We start from the raw sequence: 15,582 nt of genomic DNA, 5'->3' as shown, positions 1-15,582 counted from the left end.
AGCCGCCCCACAATAAATATAAAAAGGTTATCAAAATGCCTCAGCCAATGACTCATGTAGCAACCCCTTCAGCCCATTGCTCTGCAATCACATACTTGCCAGATATGCGATGTCCCATGAGGCATACCTGCGCGCCAGCCTAGGCCGCACAGCCTCCATTCATTCGTAAAAAACCAAAGCCTGTTGTCGTCCGCCTGAAGCGGAGGGGCTTGCTCGTACCCAACAAAAACAAGTAACGGGAGTAAATCCGCATGAAGCACTATCCACGAATCAGCGCACTGGCCCTCGCCTGCTCGACTGCCACCGTGATACCAACTGCCGTGCATGCAGCAGGCTTCGTAGATGACGCCAAAGTCACACTCAATTCGCGTAACTACTACATCAATCGTAATTTCGTAGACTCCAACGCCTCGCATAATTACGCCGAGGAATGGACCCAGAGCTTTATTCTTGACGCTAAATCCGGCTTCACTGAGGGCACTGTCGGTTTTGGTCTCGACACACTGGGCATGCTTGCAGTGAAACTCGATGGCGGCCGCGGAACGGCTGGCACAGCATTGCTGCCAGTGCACGATGATGGCCGCCCTGCCGATGAGTTTGGTCGCTTGGCTGTTGCTGCCAAGGCCAGAATATCGAGCACCGAGTTGAAAGTTGGTGAATGGATGCCGGTCTTGCCGATTCTGCGTGCAGATGATGGCCGCTCTCTGCCGCAAACCTTTCAGGGTGGCCAGCTGACGTCGCAAGAGATCAGCGGCCTGACACTCTATGGCGGCCAGTTCCGCAAGAACAGCCCGCGCAACGATGCCAGCATGGAAGACATGTCCATGAACGGCAAAGGTGCATTCACTTCCGACCGTTTCAACTTTGCCGGTGGCGAATTCACCTTCAACGATAAGCGCACTGTAGTCGGCGTTTGGTACAACGAACTCGAAGATATTTATCAGCAGCAATTCTTCAATCTGGTTCACAACCAACCTATTGGCAACTGGGTGCTCGGGGCCAATCTTGGATACTTTACCGGCAAGGAAAACGGCAACGCACTGGCAGGTAACCTCGACAACGACACGGCCTACGGGCTGTTCTCAGCCAAAACCGGCAGCCACGGATTCTATGTAGGCCTGCAGCAACTTAACGGGGACAGCGCGTGGATGCGGGTTAACGGCACCAGCGGCGGTACCCTTGCCAACGACAGCTTCAACAACAGCTACGACAATGCTGAAGAGCGTTCGTGGCAGGTTCGCTATGACTTCAACTTCGCAGGCGTTGGCATCCCAGGCCTGACCCTGATGAACCGCTACATCAGCGGTGATCATGTAAAAGTTGGCAGCATCGATAACGGCAAGGAATGGGGCCGTGAATCCGAACTGGCCTACACGGTTCAAAGCGGCTCGTTCAAGTCACTAAACGTCAAATGGCGTAACTCCAGCCTGCGCCAGGACTTTGCCAGCCGTGACATGGATGAAAACCGCATCATCATCAACTACCCGTTGAACCTGCTGTAACGCAACCCAACGGCTGCCTCGGCAGCGGCCGTAAACACCGCACGCTCCTTTGGCCCATCCACGTGATGGGCCTTTTTGCACATGATTGGCCGAGTCCAAGCCCACGTTAGCCGCCTGTACATCCACTAATGACTCACAAGGAATGCCTTGCCTGAGCAATTGCTGCTTGGCGGTTGATATCAAGCAAAATACAATATGGAACCCAGTTCCATTTTATAAACAAACATCTTTCGAGGGTTACTGCCATGTCTGACACCCAGCAATCACAACCTCAAACGGACGCACAATTGCAGTGCGACTTGCTGGTTATCGGCTCTGGGGCCGCCGGTTTGTCTGCAGCGGTGACCGCAGCCTGGCATGGATTAAAAGTGATAGTCGCCGAGAAGGATGACGTGCTTGGCGGCGCTACCGCCTGGTCGGGTGGCTGGATGTGGCTGCCGCGCAACCCACTGGCGCGACGTGCAGGAATTGATGAAGCAATAGAGCAACCGCGCACTTATCTGCAGAACGAACTGGGTAATCAATTCAATGCCGAACGGGTAGATGCCTTCCTTGCAGCCTGCCCTTCTATGGTCAGGTTTTTCGAGCAGCACACGGCACTGCAATTTGTCGACGGCAATGCAATTCCCGACATGCATGGCAATACGCCGGGCGCTGCTACAGGCGGCCATCAGGTGATTGCTGCACCTTACAACGGCGCAGAAATCATCGACTTGCTGCCACGATTGCGCAAGACCATGGCCGAGACCTCATTCATGGGCATGCCGATAATGGCGGGCGCGGATCTGGCCGCGTTCATGTCGATGACGCGCTCACCCAAAGCCCTGCTACATGTCAGTAAACGCTTTCTCACCCACCTGTATCACCTGGCGCGTTTTGGCAGAACTTTACATCTGGTCAACGGTGTTGCGTTGATCGGCCGATTGGCGAAATCCGCTACCGACCTTGGCGTGCAGTTAATAGAGTCCGCCCCTGCCGTACAGTTGCTGCATGAACCGTCAGGTGTGCGTGGCGCCGTGCTCGCGGGTAAAAATGGTCAACAGATCGTCAGCGCCCGCGCCGTCATACTTGCCGCTGGCGGCTTCCCCAACGATCCGGTCAGACGCGCACAGCTGTTCCCGCGCGCTGAGCATGAGCATCTGGCGCTTCCACCCAAGTCTTGCAGCGGCGATGGCCTGCGCCTAGGCGAAGCTGTTGGCGGGCAAGTCAGCACCCAGTTGCAATCCCCTGTGGCGTGGGCGCCTGTCTCTAAAGTGCCCTATCGCGACGGCAGTTTTGGCCATTTCCCGCACATTATCGAACGCGGCAAACCGGGCATTATCGGCGTGTTGCAAAACGGCAGACGCTTCGTCAATGAAGCGCATGGTTACTACGACTATGTATCAGCAATGATCGAACAAGTTCCGGCTGATCAAGAGGTCTGTTCGTGGCTGATCTGCGACCACAGATTTCAGCGCCGCTATGGGCTGGGCTTCGCCCGACCTTCGCCGTTGCCGGTCGGGCCGCATGTACGTAATGGCTATCTCAAGCGCGGTTCCACACTCGAACAACTGGCTGCGCAATGCGGCATTGATGCCCACAACCTGGCGCAGACGGTTGCGCAGTTCAATCAGCATGCGCGCAACGGTGAGGACCCTGAGTTTGGTCGCGGTTCCACTCCGTTCAATCGCAAGAATGGCGACCCGTTGCACAACGGCACAAACCCTTGCGTTGCGCCGATAGAGCACGGCCCTTTTTACGCCGTCAAGGTACAGCCCGGGTGCTTTGGCACCTTTGCCGGCCTGAAAACTGACGGCAACGCCCGTGTGCTCGATGCCAACGGTGATGCGATAAACGGGTTGTATGCCGCAGGCTCAGACATGTCCAGTGTCATGGGTGGGTTCTATCCCTCCGGCGGCATCAACCTTGGCCCGGCGATGACATTCGGCTACATCGCGGCTTGTCATCTAGCAGGCGTATCACCGAGCAATGAGCTTAAGTAGTTCCATGGAAACGGAGGTTTCACATGCAAAAAATCATCACCCGTCACGGACTTCAATTACCGAAACTCGGCCTCGGAACATGGCCGATGCTCGGGGATGAATGCACCCGCGCCGTCACACAGGCACTTGAGTTGGGCTATCGGCATATTGATACGGCCAGCGGTTATCACAACGAGGCCGCTGTGGGTGCCGCGCTAAGCAGTACTTCAGTACCCCGCGAGCAGATACATGTAACCAGCAAGGTCTGGTGGGACAAACTGACACCCGCGGCCATGCGCCAATCAATGGATGACAGCCTCAAGGCACTCAACAGCGATTATCTCGACCTGTTCCTGATTCACTGGCCGGGCGGGAAAGACTGGAGCCTCGAACACAGCATCGAGGCACTGGTCGAGTTGCAACAACAGGGCAAAGCCAGGGCCATTGGCGTGGCCAACTTCACCCTGCCCCTTATGCATCAGGCAGTTGTAGAACTGGGCGCGCCGCTGGCGGCCTTGCAGGTTGAATACCACGCGATGCTCAACCAACAACCACTGCTGCAATTCGCCCGCAAACACGATATGGCGCTAACAGCATATACGCCACTGGCTCGCGGGCAGGCTGGCGAGTCGCCAATCATTCAGGCGATTGCCCGTAAGCATGGGGTTTTACCCAGCCAGGTTGCGTTGCAATGGTTGCTTGAGCAGGACGGCGTCGCGGCTATTCCGAAAGCGACCGGCCGGCAAAATCAACAAGCCAACCTTGAGTCTCTCAAAGTAAAACTGGATGACGAGGATCGCGCCAGCATCGCCACGCTGCGCAAAGACTTGCGCGTTGTCAGTCCCAATTTCGCCCCGCAATGGGATGTGTGCTAAACAGCCGTCTTTGTCGCAGACATGAGAAAGCCGGGGCTTGATGCCCGGCTTTCTCATGTCTCAGATAACCAACTTATGGTTCGATTTTTAACACTCTATTCATCCAGCAACCCCACCAAAAGCACCGCCCCTTACGTGACTATTGGTGAGCGGTCTGCGGTTAAACCGACACCGCTGCGCTGCGCTTGAACAGTCGCTTGAAACCGGGAACACGACTCAACAGCAAGAGCAGCAATACGCTGCACAGAATCAACGACAACGGATTACCGACCAACTCGTACATCAGCGCCGCCGGGCTGTCGCCCACCGCCGACATTGCCTGACGATACGACGTGTCCATCAGCGGGCCGAGAATCACCCCGAGTATCACCGGGCCCATCTGGAACCCGAATATCTTCAGCAAGTAGCCGAAGAAGCCGAAACCCAACATCCAGGTGACATCGCTCATGTTGCTATTGATCGAGTAAGTACCGACCACACAGAGCACCAGAATCACCGGCACCAGTATCGCTTTGGGCAGCTCAACGACCTTGGCGAATAGCTTGATGCCCATCAGTCCGAACACCAGCAGGAAGATGTTCGCCAGCGCCAGATTGCCCACGGTAAACCAGAAGATGTGCGGGTTTTCGACCATCATCAGAGGGCCCGGATTGATACCGTGAATCACCAGCGCCCCGAGGATTACCGCAGTAACCGCATCGCCCGGCATGCCGAGGGTCAGCATCGGCATATAAGCCCCGCCTACCGCTGCACTATTGGCAGTTTCCGGGGCAACCAGGCCTTCATAAGCGCCCTCACCAAATGGCCGCGATGGATTCTTGACCGTGCGTTTGGCGTGGTCATAGGCGAACAGTGCGGCGATATCACCACCCGCGCCAGGCAATGCGCCGACCAGTACACCGATCAATGAGGTGCGTACCGACAACGGCAGAAACTTCAGCACCAGACGCAGTGGCGGCACGATCTTACTGACATCCTGGCGCACCGGTACTTGCTTGAGGTTGTGCAGTTGATACAAGGCCTCGGACACCCCGAACAGGCCGATCATCACCGCCACGTAATTGATCCCGCCCATGAGTTGCATATTGCCCATGGTGAAGCGACCCTGAGCGGTCACCGGGTCCATGCCAACCATGCTAATTAACACACCCAATGCAGCAGCAAAGACACCTTTGGCCAGCGAATCAGTGGCCAGACTCCCGACCAGCAACAGGCCCAAAACGGCAATCAGAAAGTAATCCCTTGGGGCGAACTTCAAGGCAAAGTCAGCCAGATAAGGCGCAACGAGCGCCAGCACCAAAACACTGATCAAGCCACCGATGACTGACATCACTGTGCTCAGGCCAATCGCCCGCCCTGCTTCGCCGCGTTTGGCCAGCGGATAGCCATCGAACGAGGTCGCGACTGATGCGGGTGTGCCGGGCATATTGAGCAATATCGATGCTCGCGAGCCACCATACACCCCGCCGACAAATATCCCGACGATCAAGGCCAACGCATCATTGACCTCCCACGAGAATGTGAATGAAACCAGCAGCGACACGGCCATGGTCACAGAAAGCCCTGGCATGGCACCGATGTAGATTCCGGCGAATGTGCCCAACGCGGTGAGCATGAGCAACTGGGGATCAACCCAGGCCATGCTCAGGAAAGCAAACATATCAGTCATTTCAGCAGTCTCGACTCAGGGCAGGTAGACACGGAAAACCAGAGAAAACAGCGCGTAGATAAACAGCAGCGAACCGCCGGCAATCAACAGCGCGTAAAGCACCCTGCCGCGCATCAGGTAAATCATGCTGCACGCGAGGAAAATCAGAGTGCAGGGATAAAAGCCCAGGTATTCCATGCCAATCACGTAAGCAACGCACAAGGCCGAGAAAACCAGCACCTCACCGGGTAAGTGACGTTCGCGAAATACCCGCAATTGATCGAGCAGACCGCTTAACTGCGGTGGCTGACGACGGTAAGAGCCAATCAGGATCACCAGCGCCGAAATACCCAGCGCGAGGCCCGCGCCAATAGGCATCGAACCCGCAGAGTTGAGTGACTCGACACCACTGATGTTGACCGCCTGATAAATCACGGCGCCACTAAAGATAAGCAGCAGCCAGTAAAAAAACCGTTCCAGCGGTTGCAGCGGATTGTTTGATGCAGCTTTCATAACAAGACCTCCTGAACCGGGCAGGCAAACAGGCCCGTCCGGTTCACCCAGCTTAGGAACGATCAGGGCTTGGGAATGCCCAGCGACTCGGGAGAAACCTTCACTGCACCGGCCGTATACATCGACCAGGTGGTCACTGACTGCCAGCGGTCTAGATAGGCCTTGGCTTCAGCGCCACTGAGGTTCAGCGGCGTAGCACCAAAGTTCTTGATGAAGGTTTGCGCCTCTGGAGTGGCCAGGGTCTTGGTAAATGCGGCTGTGAGCGTCTGCTTGATTGGCTCTGGCGTGCCTTTGCGTACCCAAACGCCCCAGAACGGACCCCATGGCAGGTAGGAAGCGATTTCCGGCAGCGCTTTGGTAATCGGCGGAACACCTGGCAGGCTTGGTAATTCTTCAGCACCAAATACTGCCAGACCTTTGAGCTTTCCAGCCGCAATTTGCTCACGCGCAGCCGCCATACTCAGCGGCATGAAATCGATGTGCTTGCCAAGCAATGCAGCAACACCTGGGCCATCACCGGCGAAGGTCACTTCACGCACATCCAATGGTTGAATTGAACTGATCATGGCGTGCACGCTGCCCGGCAAGCCGCCAGGACCCGTGCTGCCCATGCGCAGCGTACCCGGATTCGCCTTGGCTTCTGCCAATAGCTCTTCCATGCTGTTAAACGGGCTGTCTGGCGAGGTGGCGATAACAGCCATGTTCTGACCGATCAAGCTGATCAGATCAAGCCCGCTGTAGTCGAAATCGGCAAGCCCCAGCAGCGGATACAACTGCGGATTCTCAGCGCCGATTAGAAGGGTGTAGCCATCGGGACGCTGCTTCATGACGAAGCTGGTACCTATTACACCGGTGCCGCCCGGGCGGTTGGAAATGATCAGGCTTTGACCCAGATCTTTCTCGACCAGCGCCGCCAGGCTACGCGCAACGTTATCCGTGGCGCCGCCCGGGCTCCATGGCACAACAGCCTGAATATTGCGTTCGGGGTAATCGGCATGAGCTGGCAATGCAGCCAGTAGAGAACTAGAAGACAGCAGGAAGCCTGCGACAAGGCGTTTAAACATGGGTGAACCCTCTGAGCTTTTTATGTTTGTTGTGCTCTGCCCGTTTGACTCCATAGGGTCGTACGTAGCAATCCGGTTGCAATCTGTTAATTGCGTATTAACCAGTTAGTACAATTTATGACTAAGGGATCGCCTCGTCAAATACCTGTTCATGCAGTCGGTCGATTATCGCACGGTTTACAACCGTGAGTGCCCCACTGCTGGCAACAAGCGGCGGCCCCGCTACCTGCTCACCTTGGTTTAGGCCTCATAGCGTTCAAGGTACTCAACCGCACTCGCCCGCAGGGCTTCGCGGCACCATTGCGCGGCCAGTGTGTCGGCGGTTGATGGATTGCTGCAGATACCCACGGAGCCGCCTGGCTCTTTAAGACCCAGATCCAGCAGCACCAGTTGTCCGCGCGCCAGATCCTCGCGGACGGCATCTTGAGGCGCCACCCACACCGCCTCGCTGGACTGCACATAGCGTCGGCTCAGGGCGATAGACAAGGTTTCCAGGCGTTGTTGTGGCAAGCCAATACCACACTGCACATAGAGGCTATCGGCAAAACGGCGAATGGTTGTGCCGGCCAGTGGCAACACCACCGGGTATTCGCCAAGGCGGCTGCGGTCATCCAGATTAACCTGCAATAACGGATGCCCTGGGCTGACCACCAACACCATCGACTCACTGTATAAGTGCTCGAATGTCAGCCCGGCAATTTGTGGGCTGTCGGTCATTCGGCCCACCACCAGATCCAGCGCACCCACACGCAGCTGATCGAGCAAATAGGCGCTGGGACCGGTCTCGACACTGACCACCAACGCCGCGTGTTCTTCGTGCAGCCGCTTAATCACATCGGGCAGCAGCGAACTCTCAACCGTCGACAACACACCAAGGCGTACGGTGCCCGCCTCATGTTCACCGCTGCGCAGGCTGCGTACACCCTCACGCAGTGCCTGCACACTTGGCCCCGCGTAGCGTTGGAACGCCAGCCCGGCGGATGTGAGCGTCGCGCCCTGCTTGCTGCGCTCGAACAGTCGGGTTTCGAGCATGTCTTCAAGCTCTTTGAGGGTCTTCGACACCGCCGGTTGGCTGATCGCAAGTTCACTTGCAGCGCGCGCGAGACTGCCGCGCCGGGCGACTTCAAGAAAGCACAGCAGGTGACGGTACTTGATCCGGTTATCAATATTCATTTGAACTCGCTGTCAGCGTTGCAGACGGAACACCTTGGGCGTAACCCCGGTGCTGCGCTTGAAGAATCGGGAAAAGTAAGCCGGCTCGGAAAAGCCCAGACTGTCAGATACCTGATTGACCGTCATTGCGCTATACACCAGGCAACGCTTGGCCTCCAACAGCAGGCGCTGATTGATTATCTGCAGCGCAGATTGACCGGCAAGCCGCCGGCACAGGGCATTGAGGTGCGCGGCGCTGATGCCCAACTCGCCAGCATAGTGCTCGATTGAACGATGCTCGCGATAGTGCGCCTCTAGCAGGCGATGAAAGCGCTGCAAATGCTCGCGACCCCGGTCCGGCAGCAGGTTTTCTGCATGCGTGACGGCCTGCTCACGGCGGGCCACCCACACCAGCAGCGCGCTGATCAGCGACTGCAACATCAAATCGCGGCCCAGCGCCGGCTGGCTGTATTCAGAAGTAATGGTCTCGAACAACGCATCAAGGTAGTGCTTTTGCCCGCCCACCGGATAGCACGCCGCACGCGTCAACGGCGTCTGCTCAAGCACGCTGCTGAGCTGATCGACCAGAGGCTGCGCCAGGCTTAATACATGTCCGCAAATGTCCTCGGAAAAACGAAAGCCGTGCACGCTGAGCGCCGGTACAACTTGTAATGCAGCCTGTTCAACCACCACCAACTGATCCTCGACCAGCAACTCAGCGCTGCCTGATTGCACGTAGAGCAACTGCACCAGATCGGCGTGACGGTGCGGTTTGATCTCCCAGTCGTGGGGCTTGCTGCGCTCGGGAATCGACTCGCAATGAATCAGGTCCGGGGTCGGCCATGCCGCCGTTTCACCGTACAGCTTAAACACCGGAACCACGCTGCCCGAGGTTTTTGTCATTTGCACGGCAACCTGCGAAAAGTCCAGAAAATTAAATCAATAGTGCCTTCAAACCCGCGCTTAATCCACCAAAAATACAGAGGACTTCATCACTAAAGCTCGCGAGCTCTGACGTTCGGGCAATAACAAGGACAACAATAATGAAGACTCAAGTCGCCATTATCGGCGCTGGCCCTTCGGGTCTGCTGCTCGGTCAACTGCTCACTAAAGCGGGCATTGATAACATCATCATCGAACGTCAAACCCCGGATTATGTACTTGGCCGCATCCGCGCCGGCGTGCTTGAACAAGGCATGGTCGACTTGCTGCGCGAAGCTGGGGTCAGTGAGCGCATGGACCGCGAAGGTCTGGTGCACGACGGGTTCGAACTGGCTTTCGACGGACGCCGTGAGCGTATCGACCTGAAACAGCTCACCGGCGGCAAAACGGTGATGATCTACGGCCAGACCGAAGTGACCCGCGACCTGATGGCCGCCCGCGAGGCCTGCGGCGGCAAAACCTTTTACGGTGTTACCGACGCTCAGCTACATGACCTCAAGGGTGAAAGTCCTCACGTCACCTTCACCTACAACAATGAACCCGTGCGCCTGAACTGCGAGTACATTGCCGGCTGCGACGGTTTCCATGGCGTCTCTCGCCAGTCGATTCCCGAGGGTGTGCTTAAAGAGTTCGAGCGCGTTTACCCGTTCGGTTGGCTGGGCATTCTGGCCGACACTCCGCCGGTTAATGAAGAGCTGATTTACGCCAACCACCCACGCGGATTTGCCCTGTGCAGCATGCGCTCCCCCACTCGCACCCGTTACTACGTGCAGGTGGCCAGCGATGAAAAAGTTGAGGACTGGTCGGATCAACGCTTTTGGGATGAGTTGAAGTGCCGCCTGCCAGCGGACACGGCCGATAAGCTGATCACCGGGCCGTCTATTGAAAAAAGCATCGCGCCGCTGCGCAGTTTCGTGGTTGAACCCATGCAATACGGCAACCTGTTTCTGGTCGGCGACGCCGCGCATATCGTTCCGCCAACCGGAGCTAAAGGCCTCAACCTCGCCGCCAGCGATGTCAGCACGCTATACAACATCCTGGTCAAGGTGTACCGCGAAGGCCGCACCGAGCTGCTGGAAAACTACTCGCAGGTGTGCCTGAAGCGCATTTGGAAAGCCGAGCGGTTTTCCTGGTGGATGACCTCGATGCTGCACAAATTCCCCGACACCGATAACTTCAGCCAACGCATGCAGCAGACCGAGCTGGATTACTTCGTCAGCTCCGAGGCCGGGCGCAGAACCATTGCCGAGAACTACGTAGGTTTGCCCTACGAGCCAATCGAATAAGCCCCCTGCACACTCAAACAGTCGCGTGCCTGCTGCCAATTGTGGGCGCTGATCGCACCTGATCGGCCTGCGCAATTGCCACAACGGCAGGCATGCTTCAGGATTCCACGCGGTGGAATTCAGGCTGTCAGCAATCCGCCACAAGCGGGTTGCTGCCTTTATCAAGTTGCGCCCGTCAAACGCACGGGGCTATCCGCCTCGTTGCTGATGACCCCGACCCTGGGCAATTCCAGGGTCGGCACCGCGCTTAGCAGCAAACCTTCGACGTTACTTATGGTCAGTTGTTGCAGCGGGCTCCACGCCCGTGAAGACTGCGCCCATCTTTATAAAGAAACCCATGCATGAATGACCTAGCCACTGCCGCGCCGCTATCCCCTGCTCAATTACGCCATATTCTGATGGGCCTGATGCTCGGCGTCTTTCTCGCAGCGCTCGATCAAACGGTCGTTGCGGTCGCCCTGCCCACCATCTCCCAGCAATTGCCAGGCAGTGGTCTGCTTGCATGGATCATGTCGGGCTATATGCTCGCGTTGACGGTGACCACACCCATCCTCGGCAAGCTCAGTGACCTGTTCGGCCGCAGACGTTTGCTGATGCTTTCCATCGGGCTTTTTGTTTTGGCCTCGGTACTGTGCGGGCTCGCACAAAGCATGCAGCAACTGGTCGGCGCGCGAGTGCTGCAAGGCATTGGCGCAGGCGGGATGATGGCGATTATTCAGGCGCTGGTCGGGGATCTGATTGCACCGGCAGAACGCGGCCGTTATCAGGCGTGGTTCAGCGGCATGTTTGCGTTGGCCAGCCTGCTTGGCCCCTCGCTGGGCGGCTTTCTCAGCAGCCAGTTGTCGTGGCGCTGGGTTTTCTGGATCAACCTGCCGCTGGGCGCTATTGCGATGTGGCTGTGCTGGAACCGGCTCGCCGGTCTGGTCGAAATTCGTCGTCGTGCGCGCATCGACTACTTCGGCTGTGCACTGCTGATTATCGGCTTGAGCAGCCTGCTATTGCTGATTACCGAATTGGGCGAACAGCCCGTTCAAGTGGGGCCTTCATTGGCTGTTACAGCACTGCTAGCACTGGTTGGCCTGAGTGTTTTCATCTGGCATCAGCGGCGTACGACCGATCCGCTGATTCCACCACTGTTGCTGCGCATTGCCGCGATTCGCAGCGGTTGGTCACTGCTGTTTTTCGCTAACTTTCAAGCAATCGGCCTGGCCGTAGTTGTGCCGCTGCAACTGCAAGGCGTGGGCGGCATGGGCGAAAGCGCCAGCCAGTTAATGGCACTGGCGTTTGGTGCCCCAATCGGCGCCTACATCGGCGGTCGTTTAAGCGCCCACCTGGCCCGTTACAAGCCTCCGATCATCAGCGGCGCGCTGTTAGTACCTGTGGCCCTGACATTGCTCGCGTTCGTAGATCCAGGCTCATTTTTTCTGCGCCTTCCGGTATTGCTGCTGTGCGGTATTTCACTTGGCCTGCAATTTCCAACCTCACTGGTTGCTGTACAAAACGCAGCACCTAAAAGCCATCTTGGCGTGGCGACCGGTGTGTGCGGCCTGTTTCGCGGGTTTGGCGGTGCGGTGGGCGCAGCGCTGTTGTCGAGCCTGCTCTGGCATCTGCTGCCGAGCCTGGCGCTTGGTCAGGCAGCCTTCAATGCAGATGACTCCGGGACAGTTGGGCTGGCATTCCGACATCTGTTATTGATTGATGCCGCGATTGCCCTCATCCCGCTGGTAATCGCCCTGCGCATGGAAGATCGGCCATTAAGCCTGCACCAAAGCAAACCGGCAGAAAGCCAAGCCACATGAGCAAGAAACAGTGTGGCTTGCGATTGTTGCATTCAACAATGTTGCACAACCGGAGGATGCTTAACCCATCAGGTTAACCGTCATGGGGCCAGCGCAATCACCACATAACTTGGCCATAGTTAAACGCAGAAGCCCACAAAACCATCGGACTTTTGCTGCATTGTCCGATGCTTTCGCAGGCTCCGACGGATTGTTTTCTATCCGAAATATTCCGACTTCAGACGGTCGCTAATCACGCGGTTTACGGTAATAACCCACGGCCACCAGATAATTGCCGACCTTGCGAATCAAGGCATGCTTGTCCTCGACTTTACCGGTCACCGGGTTCTTCCAGCTGTAGTCGTAGCCGCCGCGATCCGCTGTTTCCATGAGTTTGAGAATGGGCACGCCAACCGGCTTACCTTGCGGGTCCTCAACAGTTGCGAAATCGACGCCAATCAGGCGTTTGTTGTAACCATGGGCAAGATAGCGATGATTGCTCTGATCGACGACAAAGGCGTAGAGATCATCCTCATGAAATTGCGGCGAGAGATCATTGATCGCCCGCAGCGTTGCCTCTGGATCTTTCTCGACAGCCGTCGCCACGCGGTCCAGAAATTTCTCGGCCTGCTCCGGTGTGGCGCGCGGCAGATACAGGCCAACAGCAATGACCCTGTCACCTTCACGCTGGAAGTAGACCTTCTTGCGCTCTACCCGCCCGTCACGTGCGTTCATCCAGCGGTACTCGGCGCTATGAATCTGGCCATCGTTCGAACCTGCCAGTGCCTGCGATAATGCCTCACGCAACTCAGGCTCCAGCGTGTTGAGTACATTGCGGCCGATGAGTACAGCAGAGGTGCCGCCACTGGCAAGCATGGTGCCGTCGTCATCAATGACAAACACATAGTGCTCACCATCAATGAATTCACCCTGACGGCTAAACGCTGCAAACGCCGCATCGCCCTGCATCCGGTAATACTCGACAGCATTACTCAACAGGCTTTTGGCAGCGGTTTCCTGCTGTTCGGTTTGCGCGCTGGCGCCGGCGGCACCCAACACGCCCAAGGTCAGTAATAAAGCGCAACTGATCCGGTTAATGATGTGCATGATGTCACTCCTGTAAGCGGCAACAGATGTTCCTGTCGCCGCGTATAACTGGTGCGCGCGCAAGCCCGCAGCACGTTAGTCAGCTTTGGCCTGTGCTACGGGTGGGCGAACAACGCCAACCTGTTGGGTGTAAGCCCCCCAGGCCTGTTGCATACGCTTGACCTGCTCTGGCTGAGCGCCGGCAAGATCATTGGTTTCGCCGCGGTCCTTGGACAGATCATAGAGCGTCCATTTCGGCGGCTTCGGTGCCTCACCAAATCCTACTTGCGGGCGCATCCCGAGCAATTTCATGTTGCCTTCACGGTAGTAGGCGTTGCCGAACAACTCCCCGGCCAGCACTGGCTGTTGAGCTTGCTCTTGCTTGCCAGAAAGCATCGCCAGCATCGACTTGCCGGTAATGGCGTGCTTGTTAGCATCATCCGCAGGCAGAGGCAGACCAGCAACCGCCAAGAAGGTAGGCAGTAGATCATCTACCCGTGCGACTTCGCTCAACCGGCCCTGACGCGCCATGGCTTTGGGCATTTTGACGATGGCCGGAACACTGATTCCGCCCTCGGCTGTGGAGCCTTTGAACAGGTGGAATGGCGCGGCACTGACCTCAGCCCAGCGCACGCCGTAATCGACTTCCGAATTGATCCGGCCGAGATTCGCCAGGCTGTTATCGGTGTGCTTGCCGTTTGGATACCACTGGCTGTGGTTCTCGCCTGCGGCGCCGTTATCCGACATGAACACGATGAGGGTGTTGTCGTACTGGCCGCTTTCACGCAGGTAGTCCAACAACCGGCCGATGTTATGGTCGAGGTTATCCACCATCGCTGCGTAGATTTCCATCTTGCGCGCCTCTGCCTGTTGTTGCTCAGGCGTCAGCTGCTCCCAACCGGGCAGGTGCGGATTGGCCGGAATTGGTCTGGCGGCAGCAAAATCAGCTGGCAGCAAGCCGAGCTTTTTCATCTGCTCAATACGTGCCGTGCGTACGCTGTCATAGCCTTTGTCGTAACGCCCCTTGTACTTGTCCAGATAAGCATCCGGGGCTTGTAACGGCCAATGTGGCGCCGTGTAGGCTGCGTAGGCAAAGAACGGTTTGCCGTCCTTGCGGGTATTCTTCATGTAGCTGATCAGTTTGTCGGTGTAGAAGTCCGTCGAGTAAAAATCATCCGGCACCTCGACCGCTTTGCCGTTCTCAACGTAATGCACCTGCTCGATCTTGCTTGGCTCATCAGCGCGCGGTTTGAAGTGCGATGCGCCGCCTTCAAGCATGCTGAAGGACTGCTGAAAACCACGCGCAGCCGGCCCCTGCTCAGGCGTCAGACCCAGGTGCCACTTGCCCACCATCATGGTGTCGTAACCGCCGTTTTGCAGCAGTTGCGGCATCGAGTAAACCTGTTGATTCAGATAACCCTCATAGCCCGGATGGCCTTTTTGGAAAGGCATCAAAGCTTCAGCCATGGTGCCCAGCCCGGCAAGATGGTGATCGGTGCCAGACATCAGCATCGAGCGGGTTGGCGAGCAGGTCGGCGCGGCGTACATGCTGGTCAATTGCAGGTTGGCCTTGGCCAGCGTATCGAGTTGCGGTGTGTTGATCTCACCACCAAAAGCGCCCAGATCGGAATAGCCCAGATCATCGGCGAGAATCAGCAGAATGTTCGGCTGGCTGCTGGTGGCGGCCGCTGCATTGCCAGCAGCCAGAAGCCCAAACAGCAAGGCTTGGGTCAGACGGTTAATACGCATTACAACCTCTCTTGTTCTTGTAAAGC

General features: G+C 57.0%; 12 protein-coding genes. 5 read left to right on the top strand and 7 right to left on the bottom strand.

Going from position 1 to position 15,582, the window contains the following annotated elements; genetic code table 11:
* Positions 1-251 precede the first annotated feature (251 nt).
* From FEZ62_RS12905 to FEZ62_RS12895, 3 genes are all read left to right on the top strand, one after another.
* Positions 252-1,502 (top strand): OprD family porin, encoded by a 1,251-nt coding sequence (locus FEZ62_RS12905; RefSeq protein WP_172928025.1) that lies wholly within the window; start codon positions 252-254, stop codon positions 1,500-1,502.
* Between the two features lie 245 nt (positions 1,503-1,747).
* A complete protein-coding gene (locus FEZ62_RS12900) occupies positions 1,748-3,484 on the top strand; it encodes an FAD-dependent oxidoreductase (protein WP_172928023.1) in 1,737 nt (578 codons plus the stop codon).
* Between the two features lie 23 nt (positions 3,485-3,507).
* Positions 3,508-4,338 (top strand): aldo/keto reductase, encoded by an 831-nt coding sequence (locus FEZ62_RS12895; RefSeq protein WP_172928021.1) that lies wholly within the window; start codon positions 3,508-3,510, stop codon positions 4,336-4,338.
* 160 nt (positions 4,339-4,498) lie between these two features.
* Here FEZ62_RS12895 and FEZ62_RS12890 read toward each other — a convergent pair whose 3' ends face one another.
* From FEZ62_RS12890 to FEZ62_RS12870, 5 genes are all read right to left on the bottom strand, one after another.
* Positions 4,499-6,007: a tripartite tricarboxylate transporter permease gene (locus FEZ62_RS12890; protein WP_150549130.1), complete on the bottom strand. Its 1,509-nt coding sequence runs from the start codon at positions 6,005-6,007 to the stop codon at positions 4,499-4,501.
* Between the two features lie 15 nt (positions 6,008-6,022).
* Entirely contained in the window at positions 6,023-6,499 is a 477-nt protein-coding gene (locus FEZ62_RS12885; RefSeq protein ID WP_172928019.1) for a tripartite tricarboxylate transporter TctB family protein, read from the bottom strand.
* Between the two features lie 62 nt (positions 6,500-6,561).
* Complete coding sequence (locus tag FEZ62_RS12880; RefSeq protein WP_150549128.1) at positions 6,562-7,563, bottom strand: tripartite tricarboxylate transporter substrate binding protein; 1,002 nt, start codon at positions 7,561-7,563, stop codon at positions 6,562-6,564.
* Positions 7,564-7,803: 240 nt separating this feature from the next.
* Positions 7,804-8,736 (bottom strand): pca operon transcription factor PcaQ, encoded by a 933-nt coding sequence (pcaQ, locus tag FEZ62_RS12875; RefSeq protein WP_172928017.1) that lies wholly within the window; start codon positions 8,734-8,736, stop codon positions 7,804-7,806.
* A 12-nt stretch (positions 8,737-8,748) separates the two neighbouring features.
* On the bottom strand, positions 8,749-9,618 hold the full coding sequence (locus FEZ62_RS12870; protein WP_172928015.1) for a helix-turn-helix domain-containing protein: 870 nt from the start codon (positions 9,616-9,618) through the stop codon (positions 8,749-8,751).
* A gap of 140 nt (positions 9,619-9,758) precedes the next feature.
* Between FEZ62_RS12870 and pobA the strand changes: the two genes are divergently transcribed.
* Positions 9,759-10,943 carry a 4-hydroxybenzoate 3-monooxygenase gene (gene pobA / locus FEZ62_RS12865; RefSeq protein ID WP_172928013.1) on the top strand — a complete coding sequence of 395 codons (1,185 nt, stop codon included), beginning with the start codon at positions 9,759-9,761 and terminating at the stop codon, positions 10,941-10,943.
* A 341-nt stretch (positions 10,944-11,284) separates the two neighbouring features.
* On the top strand, positions 11,285-12,742 hold the full coding sequence (locus FEZ62_RS12860; RefSeq protein WP_172928010.1) for an MDR family MFS transporter: 1,458 nt from the start codon (positions 11,285-11,287) through the stop codon (positions 12,740-12,742).
* A gap of 228 nt (positions 12,743-12,970) precedes the next feature.
* Here FEZ62_RS12860 and FEZ62_RS12855 read toward each other — a convergent pair whose 3' ends face one another.
* Positions 12,971-13,828: a cache domain-containing protein gene (locus FEZ62_RS12855; RefSeq protein ID WP_172928008.1), complete on the bottom strand. Its 858-nt coding sequence runs from the start codon at positions 13,826-13,828 to the stop codon at positions 12,971-12,973.
* 75 nt (positions 13,829-13,903) lie between these two features.
* A complete protein-coding gene (locus FEZ62_RS12850; protein WP_172928006.1) occupies positions 13,904-15,556 on the bottom strand; it encodes an arylsulfatase in 1,653 nt (550 codons plus the stop codon).
* Between the last annotated feature and the right edge of the window lie 26 nt (positions 15,557-15,582).

This window comes from Pseudomonas sp. MS19, from assembly GCF_013277615.1.
Lineage (GTDB): Bacteria > Pseudomonadota > Gammaproteobacteria > Pseudomonadales > Pseudomonadaceae > Aquipseudomonas > Aquipseudomonas marincola.
This window is presented reverse-complemented; position numbering and strand designations above follow the sequence as displayed.

What these genes read in the sequence shown, in the direction of transcription:
- FEZ62_RS12880 (WP_150549128.1), bottom strand. Translation starts at nt 7,563, where the DNA reads ATGTTTAAACGCCTTGTCGCAGGCTTCCTGCTGTCTTCTAGTTCTCTA.
- FEZ62_RS12855 (WP_172928008.1), bottom strand. Translation starts at nt 13,828, where the DNA reads ATGCACATCATTAACCGGATCAGTTGCGCTTTATTACTGACCTTGGGC.
- pcaQ (WP_172928017.1), bottom strand. Translation starts at nt 8,736, where the DNA reads ATGAATATTGATAACCGGATCAAGTACCGTCACCTGCTGTGCTTTCTT.
- FEZ62_RS12885 (WP_172928019.1), bottom strand. Translation starts at nt 6,499, where the DNA reads ATGAAAGCTGCATCAAACAATCCGCTGCAACCGCTGGAACGGTTTTTT.
- FEZ62_RS12890 (WP_150549130.1), bottom strand. Translation starts at nt 6,007, where the DNA reads ATGACTGATATGTTTGCTTTCCTGAGCATGGCCTGGGTTGATCCCCAG.
- pobA (WP_172928013.1), top strand. Translation starts at nt 9,759, where the DNA reads ATGAAGACTCAAGTCGCCATTATCGGCGCTGGCCCTTCGGGTCTGCTG.
- FEZ62_RS12905 (WP_172928025.1), top strand. Translation starts at nt 252, where the DNA reads ATGAAGCACTATCCACGAATCAGCGCACTGGCCCTCGCCTGCTCGACT.
- FEZ62_RS12860 (WP_172928010.1), top strand. Translation starts at nt 11,285, where the DNA reads ATGAATGACCTAGCCACTGCCGCGCCGCTATCCCCTGCTCAATTACGC.
- FEZ62_RS12900 (WP_172928023.1), top strand. Translation starts at nt 1,748, where the DNA reads ATGTCTGACACCCAGCAATCACAACCTCAAACGGACGCACAATTGCAG.
- FEZ62_RS12895 (WP_172928021.1), top strand. Translation starts at nt 3,508, where the DNA reads ATGCAAAAAATCATCACCCGTCACGGACTTCAATTACCGAAACTCGGC.
- FEZ62_RS12870 (WP_172928015.1), bottom strand. Translation starts at nt 9,618, where the DNA reads ATGACAAAAACCTCGGGCAGCGTGGTTCCGGTGTTTAAGCTGTACGGT.
- FEZ62_RS12850 (WP_172928006.1), bottom strand. Translation starts at nt 15,556, where the DNA reads ATGCGTATTAACCGTCTGACCCAAGCCTTGCTGTTTGGGCTTCTGGCT.